At 33.6% G+C, this 18669-nt stretch carries 20 protein-coding genes and 1 tRNA gene; 9 read left to right on the plus strand and 12 right to left on the minus strand.

Features of this window, described 5'->3' with window-relative positions; genetic code table 11:
• Positions 1–10 precede the first annotated feature (10 nt).
• From P0Y62_10975 to lpxB, 3 genes are all read right to left on the minus strand, one after another.
• On the minus strand, positions 11–673 hold the full coding sequence (locus P0Y62_10975; protein WEK68381.1) for a succinate dehydrogenase cytochrome b subunit: 663 nt from the start codon (positions 671–673) through the stop codon (positions 11–13).
• Positions 674–816: 143 nt separating this feature from the next.
• Positions 817–2610 (minus strand): ComEC/Rec2 family competence protein, encoded by a 1794-nt coding sequence (locus P0Y62_10980; GenBank protein WEK68382.1) that lies wholly within the window; start codon positions 2608–2610, stop codon positions 817–819.
• A gap of 61 nt (positions 2611–2671) precedes the next feature.
• Entirely contained in the window at positions 2672–3778 is a 1107-nt protein-coding gene (gene lpxB, locus P0Y62_10985) for a lipid-A-disaccharide synthase (GenBank protein WEK68383.1), read from the minus strand.
• Between the two features lie 163 nt (positions 3779–3941).
• Between lpxB and P0Y62_10990 the strand changes: the two genes are divergently transcribed.
• Positions 3942–4451, plus strand: a complete 510-nt coding sequence (locus P0Y62_10990; protein ID WEK68384.1) for a DUF2480 family protein — start codon at positions 3942–3944, stop codon at positions 4449–4451.
• A gap of 110 nt (positions 4452–4561) precedes the next feature.
• Complete coding sequence (locus tag P0Y62_10995; protein WEK68385.1) at positions 4562–5227, plus strand: DUF937 domain-containing protein; 666 nt, start codon at positions 4562–4564, stop codon at positions 5225–5227.
• A gap of 50 nt (positions 5228–5277) precedes the next feature.
• Here the strand turns inward: P0Y62_10995 and P0Y62_11000 are convergent, their stop codons facing one another.
• Together P0Y62_11000 and P0Y62_11005 are read right to left on the minus strand one after the other, a co-directional pair.
• Positions 5278–5397 (minus strand): 30S ribosomal protein THX, encoded by a 120-nt coding sequence (locus tag P0Y62_11000; GenBank protein WEK68386.1) that lies wholly within the window; start codon positions 5395–5397, stop codon positions 5278–5280.
• An 84-nt stretch (positions 5398–5481) separates the two neighbouring features.
• On the minus strand, positions 5482–6912 hold the full coding sequence (locus P0Y62_11005; GenBank protein WEK68387.1) for an MATE family efflux transporter: 1431 nt from the start codon (positions 6910–6912) through the stop codon (positions 5482–5484).
• 270 nt (positions 6913–7182) lie between these two features.
• Between P0Y62_11005 and P0Y62_11010 the strand changes: the two genes are divergently transcribed.
• The 4 genes from P0Y62_11010 (at position 7183) to aspS (ending at position 10408) form a co-directional block, all read left to right on the plus strand.
• Positions 7183–7605 (plus strand): DUF2975 domain-containing protein, encoded by a 423-nt coding sequence (locus P0Y62_11010; GenBank protein WEK68388.1) that lies wholly within the window; start codon positions 7183–7185, stop codon positions 7603–7605.
• A gap of 12 nt (positions 7606–7617) precedes the next feature.
• On the plus strand, positions 7618–8214 hold the full coding sequence (locus P0Y62_11015) for a DUF2975 domain-containing protein (GenBank protein WEK68389.1): 597 nt from the start codon (positions 7618–7620) through the stop codon (positions 8212–8214).
• Between the two features lie 3 nt (positions 8215–8217).
• Positions 8218–8424 carry a helix-turn-helix transcriptional regulator gene (locus P0Y62_11020; GenBank protein WEK68390.1) on the plus strand — a complete coding sequence of 69 codons (207 nt, stop codon included), beginning with the start codon at positions 8218–8220 and terminating at the stop codon, positions 8422–8424.
• 229 nt (positions 8425–8653) lie between these two features.
• A complete protein-coding gene (gene aspS / locus P0Y62_11025) occupies positions 8654–10408 on the plus strand; it encodes an aspartate--tRNA ligase (GenBank protein ID WEK68391.1) in 1755 nt (584 codons plus the stop codon).
• Positions 10409–10657: 249 nt separating this feature from the next.
• Here the strand turns inward: aspS and P0Y62_11030 are convergent, their stop codons facing one another.
• The 5 genes from P0Y62_11030 to P0Y62_11050 all read right to left on the minus strand — a co-directional run bounded on the left by P0Y62_11030 (position 10658) and on the right by P0Y62_11050 (position 14321).
• On the minus strand, positions 10658–11431 hold the full coding sequence (locus P0Y62_11030; GenBank protein WEK68392.1) for a hypothetical protein: 774 nt from the start codon (positions 11429–11431) through the stop codon (positions 10658–10660).
• A gap of 68 nt (positions 11432–11499) precedes the next feature.
• Positions 11500–12231, minus strand: coding sequence for an SDR family NAD(P)-dependent oxidoreductase (locus P0Y62_11035; GenBank protein ID WEK68393.1), 732 nt, complete (start codon positions 12229–12231; stop codon positions 11500–11502).
• A 297-nt stretch (positions 12232–12528) separates the two neighbouring features.
• A complete protein-coding gene (gene yajC / locus P0Y62_11040; GenBank protein ID WEK68394.1) occupies positions 12529–12891 on the minus strand; it encodes a preprotein translocase subunit YajC in 363 nt (120 codons plus the stop codon).
• Positions 12892–12895: 4 nt separating this feature from the next.
• Positions 12896–13414, minus strand: coding sequence for a DUF1573 domain-containing protein (locus tag P0Y62_11045; protein ID WEK68395.1), 519 nt, complete (start codon positions 13412–13414; stop codon positions 12896–12898).
• A gap of 1 nt (position 13415) precedes the next feature.
• A complete protein-coding gene (locus P0Y62_11050) occupies positions 13416–14321 on the minus strand; it encodes a transcription antitermination protein NusB (protein ID WEK68396.1) in 906 nt (301 codons plus the stop codon).
• A 90-nt stretch (positions 14322–14411) separates the two neighbouring features.
• Here P0Y62_11050 and P0Y62_11055 point away from each other — a divergent pair, with 90 nt between their 5' ends.
• From P0Y62_11055 to P0Y62_11065, 3 genes are all read left to right on the plus strand, one after another.
• Positions 14412–16073 carry an ABC transporter ATP-binding protein gene (locus tag P0Y62_11055; GenBank protein WEK68397.1) on the plus strand — a complete coding sequence of 554 codons (1662 nt, stop codon included), beginning with the start codon at positions 14412–14414 and terminating at the stop codon, positions 16071–16073.
• 99 nt (positions 16074–16172) lie between these two features.
• Positions 16173–16508: a DUF3276 family protein gene (locus P0Y62_11060; protein ID WEK68398.1), complete on the plus strand. Its 336-nt coding sequence runs from the start codon at positions 16173–16175 to the stop codon at positions 16506–16508.
• Positions 16509–16636: 128 nt separating this feature from the next.
• Positions 16637–17536 carry a hypothetical protein gene (locus tag P0Y62_11065; GenBank protein WEK68399.1) on the plus strand — a complete coding sequence of 300 codons (900 nt, stop codon included), beginning with the start codon at positions 16637–16639 and terminating at the stop codon, positions 17534–17536.
• 227 nt (positions 17537–17763) lie between these two features.
• Here the strand turns inward: P0Y62_11065 and P0Y62_11070 are convergent.
• Together P0Y62_11070 and bshB1 are read right to left on the minus strand one after the other, a co-directional pair.
• Positions 17764–17839, minus strand: a tRNA-His gene (locus P0Y62_11070).
• Between the two features lie 35 nt (positions 17840–17874).
• A complete protein-coding gene (bshB1, locus tag P0Y62_11075) occupies positions 17875–18594 on the minus strand; it encodes a bacillithiol biosynthesis deacetylase BshB1 (GenBank protein WEK68400.1) in 720 nt (239 codons plus the stop codon).
• Positions 18595–18669: the final 75 nt, after the last annotated feature.

Consider the following 18669-nt stretch of genomic DNA (forward strand, 5'->3'; position numbering starts at 1 on the left):
TATATTGATATTATTGAGTTACAAAGTGAAAAATTGCGATAAAAATAAATCCTGCAGGAATAAGGATAGAATACCATTTCCCAAAAGCTTTAATTACCGGAGTATATTTTGGGTGTCTAGCCCCGATTGACTGGAATGAAGACTGGAAACCGTGAGCCAAATGCAGACCCAACAATACAAAAGCAATCACATAGATCGCTACTCTCCAAAGATCAGCAAACTTCTCATGAAGCTCCGGCCAGAAACGCTCAGCATCAGGAGCAATCCCCTGAATGTACTTGTAGCTCATCTCGTGAAACCAGAAATCATAAAAGTGTAAAACAAGGAAAGCCAAAACAACAGCTCCAGAAATAATCATATTTCTGGACATCCATGAAGAGTTCACAGAAGGATTGTTTGATGCGTACTTTACAGGACGCGCCTTGTTATTCTTAATTTCAAGAACAAATCCCATAATGAAATGGAAAAGAACTGCAAAACCAAGAATAGGCTGCATTAAGAACTGCACAAAAGGATTATAGCCCATGAAATCTGATGCTGTATTGAATGCATCACGATTCAGAACTGATAACAAATTGGTCGTCAAATGCAGTATAAGAAAAATCAGCAAAAATAGAGCTGATAATGCCATAGCATATTTTCTACCTATCGTAGAACTCGTTAAACCTGCCATATAAGTTTAAATTTGAATTTCCACAAAATTATGAAATGTTAACAATATCAAAAAGTGAGAAATCTCACAATTTATCAGTTTGTAATCTTTCTAAATAAGAATTTAAACATTATTAATTAAAGAGAAAATAAAAATTTTAACAATTATTTTATCATATAAATCCTGTTGTCATAAATGATCTTTTGAGCATCATCCGGAATCGTTTTTACAACAGCCAAACTTATCCTTCGTGACGCACAATATGGATTAATAATAAACTTTTTAACCTTCTGTCTATCTGAATTTTTATCAATCCAGAAGCACACTTCATTTCCTTTTTTCACAGAAAATACTTTATGCTTATAAAAATCATGCAATAACACCTCATCTCTTTTATTTTCATAAATATTGAAACCTGTCCTGACTATTAAAAACATTAAGGTGTACATTATCAATCTCGCAGAATTTTTAACATTAAATTTTAAAATCAAAAACCGAAGCAAATAAACAGCTATAAACAGACATCCAACTTCTAAAAGGTTCATCGCTATATTCTCCGAAAAAAGAAAGTCAACACCCGCAAACCAATGAATCAATTTGAGTAATTCCTGAACTATAAAATCATAAATAGTGTTAATAAAAGACATATCCAAACCAAACGCAATTAAGGCCGTTATTACCAATGAAAATACAATGATAACCTCGGAAAAAGGCACAATAATAAAATTGGCAAGAATAGAAATCAATGAAAACTGATGGAAATAAAACAATACTAAAGGTAATGTTGCCAATTGTGCAGAAAGAGAAATCGACACCGTATTAAAAATCAACTTCTTAAAATAATTATTGGTTTTAGGCAAATAATTTAAAATCGGCTGATTCAACCAATAAATTCCCAAAACAGCAAGAAAGCTTAGTTGGAAACCCACATCGAAAAGCTGCTGAGAATCATTAATTAAAATGATAAAAGCAGACAAAGCCAGGGAGTGCAGTAAATCCGGTTTCCGCTGAAGCAGAACATACATAAAATAGAAAGTCAGCATAATACACGATCTTATTACTGAATTTCCGAATCCTATAAACGCAGCGAACAGCCAGATAAAAATCAAACTGGAAATGATTGCATATTTTCTGAACCGCAGAGGTAAAATCTTTATCAACACCATATAGAACAATCCGAAAATCACTACAATATGTGTCCCGGAAATTGCTAAAAAGTGCACTAATCCCGATTTATTAAAATCCTGTAAAGTTTCAGCATCAATTTCGGTACGGTCTGCTAGAATAATTCCTTTTAAAAATTCCTGACTTTTAGGCAAAAGACTCGATTGATTAATCTTTTGTAAAACCTCTACTCTTTTTTGTTGTACTTTCTCTGTTACAGAAAGATCGGACCTGTGTTTTGATAAAATCTCTCCATTAAGATAAAATTGTGACTGTATCTTTTTCCGGTGAAGGTATTTTGCATAATCAAACTGAAAATCATATTGAGGCTTTTTTACATCATATCGGAAAGCTTTTGATTTATAATAATTTTCAAAATCCAGTTCTTTAAATTCTTTAGGAAGGTAGATCAGAGCATTTTCATATTTCTTTCCGGACTGCACCAAAGCTTCATATTTCTTATATTTTTCCGTAGAATTTAGCTTTTTAGAAATTTTAAAAACAATAAAATCTTCTTTTTGAGAAAATTCTGATTTCTCATTAAACTGCTTGGAATAATGAAAACAGATCCCGATTCCGAAAAACGAGACTGCAAGCAAAATAGGTTTTACTTTAGAAACAAGATAAGAATAGTAAAAAGTGGTAAGTAAAAAAATAAGGCTCAGAAAAATAATTCCAGCAATTACATATCCAGTTACAGGAAAAATGTCTTGCAGAAAGATCCCAAGAATAAAAGCAATGACAAGAATCAAAAGAGGCTGCCTGTTCAAAATCATTTGTGTTTGAACAAGCAATTTAATAAATTTTACAATACAAAAAGAAACAAGCAGCTGATTTCCAAAAGAATTAACGAAACTACTGAAGTTTTAAAATGACTTCGGCTGCATTTTTACTCGCTCCTTCTCCACCCAGTTTTTCTCGCAGCAATTCGTACTCCTTAAGAACCTCAACTCTTTTTTCTCCTTCCAACATCTTTTTCAACTCTTCAACCAGGTTTTTAGTATTTAAATCGTTTTGAATAAGTTCTTTCACAACCTCACGATCCATAATTAAATTCACCAGAGAAATATATTTGATATTTTTCACCAATCTTTTTGCAATCGCATAAGAAACTTTACTTCCTCGATAACAAACCACTTCAGGAACATTCAGTAAAGCTGTTTCTAAGGTTGCTGTCCCGGAAGTCACCAAAGCCGCTTTTGAACATCTCAATAAATCGTACGTTCTGTTAGACACAAAATGTACATTCTCATCTACATATTTTTCATAAAATTCTTTCGGAAGACTTGGTGCACCGGCAATAACGAACTGATATTCTTTAAAATAAGGTCTTACGGAAAGCATCATTTCAAGCATTTTTTCAACTTCCTGTTTTCTTGAGCCCGGTAAAAGTGCTATGATTTCTTTTTCGTTCAGTCCGTTCTCTTTTTTGAATTCCTCAATATTGATTTCCTGAAGCGTGGAAATTGCATCTAGCAAAGGATGCCCAACAAAATGAGAGTGCACTTTATGTTTTTTATAAAAATCTTCTTCAAAAGGAAGGATTACCATCATTTCATCTACATATTTTTTGATGATCTCTACTCTTCCTTCTTTCCATGCCCAAAGCTGAGGAGAAATATAGTAAACAACTTTTATCCCAAGTTCTTTTGCAAACTTTGCAATTCTTAAGTTAAATCCCGGATAATCCACTAGAATTAAGACATCCGGCTTATTCTTTTTAATATCTTCTTTACAGAATTTAATATTATTCAAAATGGTTTTTAAATTCATCGCCACCTCTAAAAACCCCATGAAAGCAAGATCACGGTAATGCTTTACCATTGTTCCGCCTTGGTTTGCCATAAGATCTCCTCCCCAAAATCTGAATTCTGAATTGGGATCTTTTTGTTTTAAAGCTTTTATCAAATTGCTTCCGTGTAGATCTCCGGATGCTTCACCTGCGATAATATAATATTTCATTTCTTCTGAAATCTTTTATGTTATAATCATCAGCAAACGTTCCCACTGGATTTTAGCCTTATCAATAAGTTAAAGTTATGGGAGGTTTCTATGATCAGGATAGAAAACAAATAAGATGTTATACATCTTTAATTTGTAAATTTGTTCAAAGATAATGATAAAAATGTCAGAAGAATTTGAAATAAGAAATAAAGTTGCAGAAAGCGGTTTAATCAATTTTGACCTTACAGATCTTGTTCCGAAAGGAGAAAGAAAGGGGATCGATCTGAAAGATTTTCTTTATATGGAGATGATTTTAAAAGAGAAAGATTTCCGCGAAAAAGTAGCAGCGATCAATCCGGAAGATTATAAAGATGCCTATGTCTATATTTATAACTCGGCAGATTCTATTGTTCCTCTTTGGGCCTATTTTTTAATCACAGCAAAACTTACTGAAGCCACAAAGAAAATAGTTTTTGGAAATCGTGAAGATCTGGAAGTTATTCTCATGCACAATGCCATCCAAAACTATGATTTTGATGAAATGAGAGGAAAAAGAGTTTTGGTTAAAGGATGTTCAGATAAAGAAATTCCGGAGAATGCTTATATTGAACTGGTAGAACAGTTACAGCCACTTGTAAAGTCATTAATGTTTGGAGAAGCATGTTCCAATGTTCCAATTTTAAAGAACTAACTTAACACAAAGTTAATTCTTCATAAAAACATCTAATATTACAAGATAAAAAACTCATCATTCAGAATTTTTAATAAATTTGATTTCAACAATTAAAAATCACATACGAAATGAGTTTACTCGATTTACTTACCGGAAACACCAGCAATCAGGTTGCTGAACAGGCTGAAAATAAATTCGGAATCAGCAGAAATCAAATTATTGCCCTATTGGCAGTAGCCGCACCACTGATTATTTCTTACCTGAGAAACAAATCTCAGGATGCCAAAGAAGCAGAAGCACTTAACAATGCATTGGATAAAGACCATGACGGAAGTATCCTGAATGACTCCTCTCAATTAGAGGCCAGAGAATCAGAAGGCAGTTCTATTTTGGGTCATATTTTCGGTGGAGACAGACAAAATGTGGAAAACCAACTTTCTCAGAATACAGGTATTTCAATTGATAAAATCGGACCTGTTTTAGCGATGTTAGCTCCTGTAATTATGGGATATATCGGAAAAGAAAAGCAACAGAACAATGTAGGAGCAGGAGGCTTGGGAGATCTTTTGGGAGGAATTCTCGGAAATGCATCCAACCAGGCTCAAGCACAACAATCCAGTCCTTTGAATGATATTTTAGGCAGCGTTTTAGGTGGCGGTCAATCTCAGTCTCAATCTTCAGGAAATCCATTGAGTGAGATTCTGGGAAGTGTTCTTGGAGGAGGTAACAACCAACAAAACCAACAAGGAGGAGGCGGTTTAGGAAGCATCCTGGGAAGTTTTTTTGGAAAATAATTTAAATCATAAAAAAGACCGGAGATTAATCTCTGGTCTTTTTATTTCTGTCAATTTTTAGATTGTCCTTCAGAAGCTACAGCAGATTTTGACTTTCTTCGTGGTCTTCTTTTCCCATAACTTCCATTATTAATTTTTCCTTTTCTTGATTTTTTGTCGCCTTTTCCCATTGTAATAATTTTGGTTGATTAATGACGAATTTAGAAAATATGAATTAAAAATCAAAAATTCAAGCTGTTAAAATTATTATAAAACTAGACTTTTACAGTCTTCCATTTTCCTCTTTTAAACAAAACAAAGGCAACAACTGTGATTAAAGCTTCCGAAGCAGGAATAGAAATAAAAACACCTTTCGGCCCCATTCCGAAATGTTTTGAAAGAAAATAAGCCAAAGGAATCTGGAACAGCCAAAACCCAAAAAGATTCACCCAAGTCGGCGTCCACGTATCTCCTGCTCCGTTAAAAGCATTAATCATCACCATTCCGATTCCGTAGAAGATAAATCCGGTACTCATAATATGCAAAGCGTTTTTAGCATAATTTTTAATTTCCATTTCCTGTGTGAAAAATCCTACTAAAAAATCACTCAGAAAGAAAAATATCAGACTTACCGTCAACATGAAAATTACGTTATATTTTACTGTTTTCATCACGGATTGTTCAGCCCTCACCATTTCGTTGGCTCCCATATTTTGTCCGACTAAAGTTGACGCCGCATTACTCAGTCCCCAAGCCGGAAGCATGAAAAACATCATTAAGCGTAAAGCGGTCTGATAACCCGCAGAAGCATCTTCATGCCCAGTCGTTGCCACCAATTGTGCTAAAAAAATCCAGCTGCAGGAAGCAATTACAAACTGAAAAATTCCCGGGGTCGCAATTTTTACGACAGATTTTATAATTTCAAAATCTGGTTTAAAATAAGTAATCAGGATACGGATCTGGGTATCAGCAATCAATAGATGATACAACTGATACATCACTCCTATGCTTCTTCCGATTGTTGTGGCTAAAGCCGCTCCCGTTAATCCCATTGCAGGAATCGGACCTAAGCCTCTAATTAAAACCGGACACAAAATAATATTGGCAATATTGGCAATCCAAAGTGACTTCATCGCAATCGCAGCATTTCCTGCTCCTCTGAAAATTCCATTAATTAAAAACAGGAGCATAATAATGACGCTACTTCCCATCATTATCCTTGTGAATTCTTTTCCGTAAGAAGCTGCTTCAGGTTTTGCTCCCATCAGCATTAAAATTTCTTCAGCATAGATGACTCCGAATACACTTAAAATAAAAGTAACAACAAACGAAACCAACAACACCTGTGCCGCGCTTCTGGAAGCCTGTTCAGGATTTTTCTCTCCGATTCTTCTGGCAACCATTGCCGTTGCAGCCATGCTCATCCCGATCGCAATGGAATACATGACGGAAAGCACGGATTCTGTTAAACCGACAGACTGAATCGCATAACCACTTTCTTTCAAATGACCGACAAAATACAAATCCACCAACGCAAATACAGATTCCATGGCCATTTCCAGCATCATCGGAATCGCCAAAAGAAGAACTGCGCTTCTTATGGTTGCTTTGGTATAGTCGACTTCTTCGCCACTTAACGCTTTTCTGATAAAAGAAAAATACTTCCTCACAATCTTATTATTTAAGTTCTTAACAAAAATATACATTCGAAGATGATCACAACTTGGCATATGAAAAGATTTCGAACAGCTGTCAGATCATGTTTCACAGGTCAATGAAAATAATTTCAATAAATATTTATCGTAAAACAATAATTAATTATATATTTGCAATAATAAAACAATTAACAGATGAAGCTAAATTCAGATTTTATACTTGAAATTTTAAAAATTTTCTTTTGGATATTCACATTCATTTTAGGGATTGCAATATTCATATTGGTCCTTATTTTCTTTTTTACAATTTTCGGAATTGACATGGGCAGTTTAAAAGAAATAAAGATTAACATGACTCTTTTCAGCGGAAAGATAAAAGATATGCAATCCTTAGGAAAACTAAAATCAATTTTTATTTTAGGCTATTCCATCCTTGAAGGCATTTTACTGTTTGTCTTTTTTGTAACGGTCATTAAAATTCTGAAAAAGATCAGTCTCAAAAGTACTTTTTCTACCGAAATATATTTTTTAATCTCCAGGATTGCCCAACTGGCTTTGTTAATTGGCAGCTTATCTTTCTTAGTCAAGGTGAGTGATGAACTGATGAATGGAAACCTCAATATCTCGGCAGATTTAAACAGTAAAAGCTTACAATTCTTTTTAGTTTCAGGAGTAGTATATATCATCGCACAGGTTTACAAAAGAGCCGTTGACTTGCAGAATGAAAATGACTTAACAATTTAAATTATCATCACCATGAAAATTATCGGTAAAAACTCTTTATCACAATACATTAGCTATCTGCTTTTTGTTTTGTTCATCATTGTTGCTTTTAACCTTGTGTATGAAATTATCGGTCATAGTATTTTATTCTATAAATATAAAACCGGAAGCACAGTATTATCAGATACTTTTGTTTTGGCAAACGATGTGGGATGGACAAAAAACAAATGGACCATTCCCATGGAAAACCTGTTAAAGTTCAGGATCAATTATCCGTTTTCAGAAATTCAGATGGTAACCGGAATCTATGCTTACAATCAGATTATCCATAATATTCTGGGTATGATTTTCTTGAGCTTATTCTTCTTTTTTTCTTACCAATGCTTTAAAGAAATGAGCTTGGATCAGATTTTCAATCAAAATGCAATAAAATGGCTCAAACGATTTTGTTTTCTGAATCTTATTATTGCAGCAGCTGGAATTTTCGAATTCTTCTATTTTAGAATGGATTCTGGATATACTTTACTGACATTCCTTTTCTTTGGTTTCTTTGGCATTATTATTCTCTTTATTGTAGAATTTTTCAAAAAGGGATTAGCTTTGCAGACTGAAAACGATTTAACAATTTAAACCATGCCGATCATCATCAACGTAGACGTAATGCTCGCCAAGCGAAAAATGCAGTCACAGGAATTGGCGGAAAAAATAGGGATTACACAGGCAAATCTTTCGATTTTAAAAACCGGAAAAGCAAAAGCTGTTAAACTTTCTACACTGGAAGCTATATGTAAAGCACTCGATTGCCAACCGGGAGACATCCTGGAGTACGTAAAAGATTAAGATTTATGTGGAGTGGATCAAAAACGGATCATTCAAATCAATTATCAATAAAAGCACAAATTTCAAATAATAAACCCAGCATCAAACGCATTTATTTTTATATTCATACTCAAAAACTTCTGAAAGGGAGTTTTTTTGTTTCTAAAACCTTCAAAAATCTTATCTTTGCAAACGGAAAATAAAGACTCAAGATATTGGGTCTTAAACCTTGAACTTTAAACAAATAATTATGTTTCGATCGCACACAAACGGAGAATTATCTCTTCAACATCTTAATGAAGAAGTTACACTTTCAGGATGGGTACAAACTATCCGTGATAAAGGATTTATGATTTGGATAGATCTTCGAGATCGTTACGGAATTACACAGTTGGTTTTTGATCAGGAGCGTTCTACTGCAGAGCTGATGGAAAATGCAAAAAAATTGGGTCGTGAATTTGTTATTCAGGTTACAGGAAAAGTAATCGAAAGAGTAAGCAAAAACCCCAACATTCCAACAGGAGAAATTGAAATTTTAGTTGAAAAATTAACGGTTTTAAATGAATCACAACTTCCTCCTTTTACGATTGAAGATGAAACGGATGGTGGTGAAGAATTAAGAATGAAATACCGTTATTTAGATATCAGAAGAAATCCGGTAAAAGATAAATTGGTGTTCCGCCACAAAATGGCACAGAAAGTAAGAAATTACCTTTCAGACAACGGGTTTATTGAGGTTGAAACTCCGGTTTTAATCAAATCTACGCCTGAAGGAGCGAGAGATTTCGTAGTTCCAAGCAGAATGAATCCGGGACAATTCTATGCATTGCCACAGTCTCCACAGACTTTCAAACAATTATTGATGGTTGGAGGAATGGACAAATATTTCCAGATTGTAAAATGTTTCCGTGACGAAGACTTAAGAGCCGACAGACAGCCGGAATTTACACAAATCGACTGTGAAATGGCTTTCGTAGAGCAGGAAGATGTGATGAATGTTTTTGAAGGAATGACGAAAACGTTGTTGAAAGACATCACTGGTCAGGAATTCGGAGATTTTCCAAGAATGACTTTTGCAGATGCTATGCAGAAATATGGAAACGACAAACCGGATATCCGTTTCGGAATGGAATTCGTGGAACTGAACGATTTAGTAAAAGGAAAAGATTTCAAAATATTCGATGAAGCAGAATTGGTTGTCGGAATCAATGTTGAAGGATGCGCAGAGTATACGAGAAAACAAATCGACGAGCTTGTTGACTGGGTAAAAAGACCACAGATCGGAGCTTCAGGAATGGTTTGGGTGAAATTCCAGAATGATGGAGTGAAAACTTCTTCTGTAAACAAATTCTACAACGAGGAAGACTTAACGAAAATTATAGAAAAGTTTGGAGCAAAAGAAGGGGATTTAATGTTGATTCTTTCAGGAAATGAGCACAAGGTAAGAACTCAGCTTTCTGCTTTGAGAATGGAGCTTGGAAATCGTTTAGGATTAAGAAAAGGGAACGAATTTGCACCACTTTGGGTAGTCGACTTCCCGTTATTGGAATTTGATGAGGAAAGTGGACGTTACCATGCTATGCACCATCCCTTCACCTCTCCAAAGCCTGAAGACATCCATTTATTGGAAACAGATCCGGGAAAAGCAAGAGCCAATGCTTATGACATGGTTTTGAACGGAAACGAAATCGGTGGAGGTTCTATCAGAATTTTTGATAAAGATCTTCAGTCTAAAATGTTTGATCTCTTGGGATTCTCAAAAGAAGAAGCAGAAGCCCAGTTTGGATTCCTGATGAATGCCTTCAAATACGGAGCTCCGCCTCACGGTGGTTTGGCTTTCGGGTTTGACCGTTTGGTTGCAATTCTTGACGGAAATGAGGTAATCAGAGATTATATCGCTTTCCCTAAAAATAATTCAGGACGTGATGTAATGATCGATGCCCCTGCAGCTATTGCGAATGAGCAACTCGATGAACTGGAATTGCAATTGAATTTAAAAGCATAAATTAGAAGCGGAGATTTTTTCTCCGCTTTTTATTTGCTAAACTTAATAATCATGAATGAAGAAATTCTTATTTAAATTACTGTAATTCCTCACTTAAATTTTATTTTAGACAAAGCCAATGTTGACGAAAATAATTTTAATAAAACAATTGAATACCTCAATAACAAATCAAAATTAAAAGCAATTTAAAAAACAGAAAAAGCGAAGAATTTTTCTTCGCTTTATATAAAATTTCAATATTAAATTAATTTACAAATATCCATTCTGCACCAACCAAGCGGTGATTCTTTTCAACGTAAGTGAATTCGGATCTACAACAGACGACGAAAATTTTACATTATCTTTTTGCGGAATCGCAACCACCCTTCGAACATTATCTTTTGCCGAAAACAACTCAAAATTTTGAGCATTATTTCCTCCTGCAAAACTTACTTTAGCGACCAACACCCCATTGGGAATAAAAAATTCATAAGAATCTTGTCCGCCAACATTTCCTGTAGAAGTAAAGAAACCTATTTTTTCTACACCTTGTTCAATAGATTTATCCTGCTTTAATTCTATTGGCCAGCTTTTGTTGCGCGACACCAAGGTATAATTTACAGCTGTTCTTGGGGAAACACCTTTTGAAGCAATAAGTTCTGTTACCTTCCCTTCATTTAGAGTATTTCCGTCAATAATTCCACCTTTTCCGATTAGGTTTACAAAACCTTTTTCCATTCCTAATGTGGATAATTTAAAAATTCCAACCTGATTTGTAGGTAAAAAAGTAAAGCGGTAAAACATAGTTGCATTGTCATTTTTATCACCCTCAAATTCCGTACTCAAAACAGCGATAACTAATTTTTCGCCACCCATCGAATATAGATTAAAATTTTTCGTAAGTCCAAAATTTTGCTTTTGTACTTCGACTTTTCCTATTTTATTACCATCTATAGCGATAATATTATTTTTATATTCTACTTTTTGAGCATATAATATAATGTTGATTCCAACAATAAATAAAAAATTTAAGATAGTTTTCATTAATTATAATTTTTCGTTGCAAAATACAAATAATAAAGCAAGCAAACTAAAAAGGATAACATCTTGATTTACGGCAACTTCGCCACCAAACTCTCTGGCAACATTTTTAAAATAAAATAAATCATTTTCCATTTAAAATTAGGAACAATAGTAAAGGAATTTCCTGCATTCACAATGAATTTTGCCACATACTCAGGTTCCATTATTAAAGATTCATTCAGTTGCAACCCTTTATTAATCTTCGTTCTGATGTAGCCAATTACCAAAGCATTTACTTTTATATTCCTTGAAGCCAGTCCCTGTCTCAATCCGGCCAGATAAGTAGTAAAAGCTGCTTTGGTACTTCCATACACAAAATTACTTTTTCGTCCTCTTACTCCTGAAAGTGAAGAGAGTCCGATAATTCTTTCTAAATTTTTATTACTTATATCCGTTGCGATAATATTCAGAATAGAGACGGCTCCCATATAGTTCACCAACATCATTTGTTGTGCTCCTTTAAAATCTTTCAACGCTTTTTCATTATCTACTAAAAATCCCGCCGCATAAACGACAATATTAGGCTTTACCGGAAGTTCACTGTAAAATTTCTGATGGAAATCAAAATCAACAGAATCAAAATATAAAACCGTAACCTTAGAATCAAAACGATTTTCAGCAACAAAGTCTTTCAGAGAATCTGTATTTCTGGAAGCAGCCATTACCCAAAATCCTTTTTTGATATATTGTTTGATACATTCTTTAGCAACATCAGAGTTTGCACCTAAAATAAGGACGGTTTTATTCGTGTTTTGATTCATTGGGCAAAGATAAATTAAACTATAATAACACCAATACAGCATTAACAAACATAAAGCTTGGGCATAACAATGTCATTTCGACGAAGGAGAAATCTTTTGTTTACTTTTCTATTATAATTCTTCACTACGCTACGCTTCATTCAGAATGACAATAGAAAATAGCCATCTCGTGAAATAAGGAATTTCATATTTGGAGAAAGCCTTGTGTATATTTCTTACTAATGATATAAAAAATTTTCGGCGGGGTGAGCTTTGCTCACCCCGCCGAAACAAGGTATTTTTTTTAAATAAAGAGAATTAGTTTTTCTCTTCAACTTCTTTTTTGTCAGTTGCTTTTTCAGCAGTTTTAGCTTTGTCTCCGAAGCGAGCTTCTGTAAGATCCTTAGAGATTGCAGCTTTTTCAAATTTAAGCTTTCCTGATAATGTCTCAATAACATAACCATCGTCCTGAACCTGAGCAATTCTTCCGTGAAGTCCTGAAGTAAGTACTACCCTGCTTCCCACTTTTAAATTTTCCTGAAAGTTTTTTTCTTTTTTCTGCTTTCTTTGCTGAGGAAGAATTATTAAAAGGAAAAAACCAACCATCATAACTCCCATTATGATCATCATGTTTCCCCCTCCTCCTGGTTGAGCCTGTAAAAAAATTGATAATAAACTCATGATATTATGGTTGAATGTTTGCTGTGAATGTTAATTTAATAGGCGCTTTTTCCACATTAGCAAAAACATCAGCATATTTATTTACTGCTCCGTCAAAGTTGGTGGAATCAAAATGCAAAGTGATTTTTCCTTTTTTACCAGGTAAAATCGGCTCTTTTGTAAAATCAGGAGCTGTACATCCGCAACCAGGCTTTACTTCAGAAATTACTAAAGGATTAGTTCCTGTATTTGTAACTTCATATACATGTTCTACTTTATCTCCTTTTTTTACTTTTCCGAAATCAAAATTACTTTCAGATAAAGCAATAGTTGTTAAAGGTTGGTTTGAAGCAGGAGCAGGAGCTGCATGTTCATCAGAAACTGGAGTCACCGAAGATGACCTTTCTGATTGTTTTATTAAAGAATCATGATGGCTCTTATCTATTGATGGAATTCCCTCTTGAGCTTCTTTATTTTCTTTTTTACAAGAAACCAAACCAAAGCCTATAATAGACAAAGCGATAATGGATAATGTCTTTTTCATGTTAAATTCTATTTTGATCTTTACAATATTTATCTAAAATTCCATTAATAAATATATTGGATCTGTCTGTAGCAAATACCTTTGCAATCTCAATATACTCATTGATAATAACTTTTGAAGGGGTGAAAGGAAAATTATCAAGCTCCGAAATAGCTGTAGATAAAATCACTTTATCCATTAAAGAAACTCTTTCCAAATCCCAGTTTTCCAGTCTTTCTTCCAGTTTTTTCTCATTATTTTCCCAGCTATCCAGTGTATTTCTCAACAATTTCATGGCGAAAGTCTTGTCCTCATCATCTTTAATCATTTTAATTAAAGTTCTGCTTTCTTCATCCTCTTTCAGGAAACCAATGGTTTTTTGTACCATAGAGTTCGCAATGTGAATATCATCATACCAGGAAAGTTCTTTATCTCCAAGATAATCGTGGAAATCATCATTTTCAGCAATATATCTTAAAAATAATTTACCAATGAACTTCTGATCTTCCTCAAAAGAATATCCTTCTTCTTTCATAAAATCCTGATAACGTTTTCCTGCAGTAATTCTCTGGAAAGTTTTCACCAATAAATCATCATGCAGATCCCATTTCAATTGTTTATGCTGTCCTGTAAAAAATAATCTTTCAGGATTTTCTTCTAATTTAATTAAAACTTGATTGTTGATGAATTTTTGATTAGGATTGATATCAGACTCTGTTTTAATGTATTTATTTTTACCAATCTCAATTTGATTCTCTGCCAATTCTTTTAGAGAAACTAAAAAATTCAGTTGATAGATGTATAAATAATAGATTTTCTCTATTCCAGAGAACATATTTTTCTCTAATACATCAAATTTAACAGGGTTCTGGTAATATGAATACACAGTCTGTACTACTTTTTCACGGATTTGTCTTCTTCCTAACATTCAAAGAGCTTTTAATGAGTGCAAAGATACAAAATTTAAAATTTATGAAATTCGTAGTCTGATGACATTTTTGTAATTTTGTAAAACTTTATGAAAGCGCTGAAAACCTTAAACCCCTATTTTTGGAAACACAAAATACTATTATTTTGGGGAGTCCTATTTATCATTGCCAGTAATTTTTTCAACATATATAAAGTCCAGTTTGTAGGTAAATCGGTAGATGAACTTACAAAAAACGGTAATCTCGGTTTCAATCAGCAGGTTTTGATTTATGTTGCCATTATTGTAGGCTGTTCTTTATTAACAGGATTTTTCACCTTCATGATGCGTCAAACCATTATTGTGGCATCCAGAAGAATTGAATATGAGCTTAAAAATAAAATCTATAGACACTATCAGGATTTATCTTTAACGGATTACAAGCAAACAACCATCGGAGATTTAATGAACAGATTAAGTGAAGATGTTGTTGCGGTAAGAATGTATTTAGGACCTGGGGTAATGTATGTAGCAAACTTAATTGTTCTTGTGATTATCACGGCCATATATATGGTAAAAACAGACGCTTCAATGACAATGTGGACATTGCTGCCTCTCCCAATTCTATCCTATGCTATATATAAAGTAAGTTCAATTATCAACAAAAAATCGAAAATCATGCAGAAAAGCCAGTCTGCCATTTCTACTTTTGTTCAGGACAGTTTTTCAGGAATCCGTGTTGTAAAGTTCTTTGCCAAAGAAAAATATATTGAAAGAAATTATGGAATAAAAGTCACGGATTATCAAAACAAAGCCCTTGATTTGGCAAAAACGGAAGCCTATTTCTTTACCATCATATTATTTGTCATCGGATTATTAAATGTTGCTATTATTTTAATCGGAGGACAAAAATATATTGACGGACAATTAAGTATCGGGAAAATTGCAGACTTTTTTATGTATATCAATACTCTGATCTTCCCATTTTCCATGGTAGGCTGGGTAACTTCAGTTAATCAGCGCGCGGAAGCTTCCATGCAGAGAATTAATGAATTCATGGATAAAAAGTCTGAAATCATCAATACTAATTTTGAAACCTATCTTATCCAGGGCAATATTGAATTCAGAAACGTGTCTTATGTTTATCCAAATACGGGAATCAAAGCATTAGAAAATTTAAGTTTCACGGTAAAAGCCGGAGAGTCTTTAGCAATTATGGGGAAAACCGGAAGCGGAAAATCTACCATTGCTCTTTTATTATGCAGATTAATTGATCCTACCGAAGGAGAAATTTTAATTGACGGCAAAAACCTTAAAGAGCACAACTTAGAAAACTACAGAAATTTCATCGGATACATTCCTCAGGAAAGCTATCTTTTCTCGGATTCCATTGAAAACAATATAGGTTTTGCGATCGATCATCCAAGTCATGAAAAAGTAGTTGAGTACGCTAAAATTGCCGATGTTAATAAAAATATCATAGAGTTTAAAGACCAATACAAAACCATGGTCGGTGAACGCGGAGTTATGCTTTCGGGAGGACAAAAACAAAGAATTTGTATTGCAAGAGCCTTGATTAAAGATCCAAACATTATAATTTTTGACGATTCTTTATCTGCTTTAGACACCGAAACCGAGCAGAATATTTTAGAAAATATTGACAGAAAAATTCAAAACGCAACTTCCATAATTATCACGCATAGAGAGTCTAGCGCACAAAAAGCTGATAAAATCATTAATCTTACCGAAATTGCAAATTCTGTAACCGCTTAGCCGTTTCGTTCTCAATTGTTAAATAAATCATAAAAAAAATTTTGTGATTAAAAGAAAACTTTTATATTTGTTCTTAACAAGATTAAAAAATATCTAACAATGAGTGAATACAAGGAACGCCATGAAAATGAAATTTTCACTAAGGTGTTAAAAGCAGGGAGAAGAACTTATTTCTTTGATGTGCGCGAGACGAAAGCAGGAGATTATTATCTTACAATTACTGAAAGTAAGAAGAACTTCGGAGAGAATGGAGAAGCAACATTCGAGAAGCATAAAATTTACCTTTATAAGGAAGATTTTAAAAGTTTTCAGGAGATGTTTAATGAGTCCACAGATTTCATCATTAACGAGAAGGGTGAGGATGTAATTTCAGAAAAACATGATAAAGACTTCAAAAGCAAATCATATACCATAGATTCTGACGACGAAGTTTAAAAAAGAATACTAAAAACACAAGCATCTGAAAAAGGTGCTTTTTTTATTGATACACTTTTCCGTTCCCAACAACATTTATATTTTCAGACTTTCATCTTGAAAGCATTAATACATAAACTTACACACAAATGAAAGCAAGAATTAGCATTCTACCTTTATTAATATGCTTATTTTCCAATTTTTATCTCGCACAAACATTACCCACAAAACAAAAAGAATATATTATTTTCAGGCAAAAACTAATTTTCGAAGACCCTCTGAACATATCATCCGATGAGGTACTTAATGAATTAAGAGAAGTTACTAAAAACTGGCATGACAGCGTAAAAGTTTACAAAGAAGGAAAATTATATGTGGAAGATTTCTATGTAAAAGCCGGAGACAACATTAATCTAGACATATTCAGTCAGCATCTTTCCAGCAGGATTAATGGATTTTACACTCCATATCCACCCGAAAAAATAAAATCTATTATACAAAGGTTTACAGAGAAAAACACCTCAAATTACATTCCTGCGATGCAGATTCAGAATAATACCCATAATCCTTTTTTGCTTGCAATATCCAATGGATATGCAGATCCGAAAATGATGCGTGAAATATATATTAACAGATTACTGAAAGAACTTCCTGCAGATTGCATACCTGTACTGAGACACAACAAAGAGTATAACAAATGGACATTAGCTGCTATTCAATATAACACCAAAGAAAAAAACTTTATTCCCACCACTATGTTTGATAAAGTGGTAAAAGATCATAATAAGGTAATAATTCATGTAAAGAAAGAATATTGGGAAACCATCGCAACAATTATTCGTAAAAATCCATATCCTATTTTCAGTGTTGTACATCAAAATTTTAACTTAATAGCCGATTTGTACAAAGAAGCTCTTAACGTCAAAAAGGGAATTATTAGCCTTGAAACATCATCAGAAGAAACCGCAGAAGAGTTTTATGAAGCAGTCTCAAATCAATATACTCAATATAAATTTTTAATTGAGTATCAAAACATACACAAATTATAAGATTTTATCCCTTCATAATTATATTTAGAATACTCAGAAAATTTTAAACAATTAGAATATTAATAGAGTTCATATTTATATACAATAAATTTAATATGTAACAAAAACATGAACTAAGAATAATTAATAACGAACAGTTTATGATAAATAGAAATTAATAAATGGTAAATTAAGCCATTATAGAAATAAAAAAAATCCTGCTAAATCTAGCAGGATTTTCGATTTTTGGGTGAATGATGGGTCTCGAACCCACGACCTTCGGAACCACAATCCGACGCTCTAACCAACTGAGCTACAATCACCGTTTTGTGAGTGCAAATATAGAGAAGATTTTTCAATTACCAAACAATTCCATCAAAATTTTTCAAAGAAATTAGCTTTTCTGACGTAAAGCCCTCAGCATAAGCAACTCCCGACAAACGCCCTAAATCCTGAGCTCGGTAAGTTAAACTCTCATAAAAGTCTTTTGATGTAATAGGTGTCTCGGGTTCTTTAGAAGACGGATCATAGAACTGAGTTTTGAAAGCCATACATGCAGCCACTTTTTTATCCAAATGCTCCGAAATATCAATGCAGAATTCCGGGGTTATATTTTTCCATTGAATATAATGGAAAATATGCTTCGGTCTCCACACTTCCTGATTTTCTCCATCCAAAACTGTTTCAATTTTCCTCAATCCGGCTAAAAAGCACGCATCCGACACTAATTTCGCTCCTTTTGCATGATCTGGATGTCTGTCATCAATCGCATTCGCTAAAACGATTTCTGGCCTGTATTTTCGGATCATTTTTACAATCCTCATCTGATATTCTTCAGAATTTTCCAAAAAGCCATCCTTCATTCCTAGATTTTCACGTGCTGATACTCCTAGAATTTTTGCAGCATCCATTGCTTCTTTTTTTCTCATTTCTTCCGTTCCTCTTGTTCCCAGTTCTCCTCTGGTAAGATCTACAATGGCACAGGTTTTACCTTCTGAAATTAATTTAGCAATAGTTCCGCCACATCCAAGTTCTACATCATCAGGATGTGCTCCAAAAGCAAGTATATCTATTTTCATATCCTCAAAGATAAGATTTAAAACAAAAACTTCCCAAACGAAACGAATGGGAAGTTTTGATGATATTAATTCAAA

Source organism: Candidatus Chryseobacterium colombiense (assembly GCA_029203185.1).
In the GTDB taxonomy this organism is placed as follows: Bacteria; Bacteroidota; Bacteroidia; order Flavobacteriales; family Weeksellaceae; genus Chryseobacterium; species Chryseobacterium colombiense.

Coding starts and splice junctions, on each gene's coding strand:
- P0Y62_10975 (WEK68381.1), bottom strand. CDS start 673: ATGGCAGGTTTAACGAGTTCTACGATAGGTAGAAAATATGCTATGGCA.
- lpxB (WEK68383.1), bottom strand. CDS start 3,778: ATGAAATATTATATTATCGCAGGTGAAGCATCCGGAGATCTACACGGA.
- P0Y62_10990 (WEK68384.1), top strand. CDS start 3,942: ATGTCAGAAGAATTTGAAATAAGAAATAAAGTTGCAGAAAGCGGTTTA.
- P0Y62_10995 (WEK68385.1), top strand. CDS start 4,562: ATGAGTTTACTCGATTTACTTACCGGAAACACCAGCAATCAGGTTGCT.
- P0Y62_11000 (WEK68386.1), bottom strand. CDS start 5,397: ATGGGAAAAGGCGACAAAAAATCAAGAAAAGGAAAAATTAATAATGGA.
- P0Y62_11005 (WEK68387.1), bottom strand. CDS start 6,912: ATGTATATTTTTGTTAAGAACTTAAATAATAAGATTGTGAGGAAGTAT.
- P0Y62_11010 (WEK68388.1), top strand. CDS start 7,183: ATGGGCAGTTTAAAAGAAATAAAGATTAACATGACTCTTTTCAGCGGA.
- P0Y62_11015 (WEK68389.1), top strand. CDS start 7,618: ATGAAAATTATCGGTAAAAACTCTTTATCACAATACATTAGCTATCTG.
- P0Y62_11020 (WEK68390.1), top strand. CDS start 8,218: ATGCCGATCATCATCAACGTAGACGTAATGCTCGCCAAGCGAAAAATG.
- aspS (WEK68391.1), top strand. CDS start 8,654: ATGTTTCGATCGCACACAAACGGAGAATTATCTCTTCAACATCTTAAT.
- P0Y62_11030 (WEK68392.1), bottom strand. CDS start 11,431: ATGAAAACTATCTTAAATTTTTTATTTATTGTTGGAATCAACATTATA.
- P0Y62_11035 (WEK68393.1), bottom strand. CDS start 12,231: ATGAATCAAAACACGAATAAAACCGTCCTTATTTTAGGTGCAAACTCT.
- yajC (WEK68394.1), bottom strand. CDS start 12,891: ATGAGTTTATTATCAATTTTTTTACAGGCTCAACCAGGAGGAGGGGGA.
- P0Y62_11045 (WEK68395.1), bottom strand. CDS start 13,414: ATGAAAAAGACATTATCCATTATCGCTTTGTCTATTATAGGCTTTGGT.
- P0Y62_11050 (WEK68396.1), bottom strand. CDS start 14,321: ATGTTAGGAAGAAGACAAATCCGTGAAAAAGTAGTACAGACTGTGTAT.
- P0Y62_11055 (WEK68397.1), top strand. CDS start 14,412: ATGAAAGCGCTGAAAACCTTAAACCCCTATTTTTGGAAACACAAAATA.
- P0Y62_11060 (WEK68398.1), top strand. CDS start 16,173: ATGAGTGAATACAAGGAACGCCATGAAAATGAAATTTTCACTAAGGTG.
- P0Y62_11065 (WEK68399.1), top strand. CDS start 16,637: ATGAAAGCAAGAATTAGCATTCTACCTTTATTAATATGCTTATTTTCC.
- bshB1 (WEK68400.1), bottom strand. CDS start 18,594: ATGAAAATAGATATACTTGCTTTTGGAGCACATCCTGATGATGTAGAA.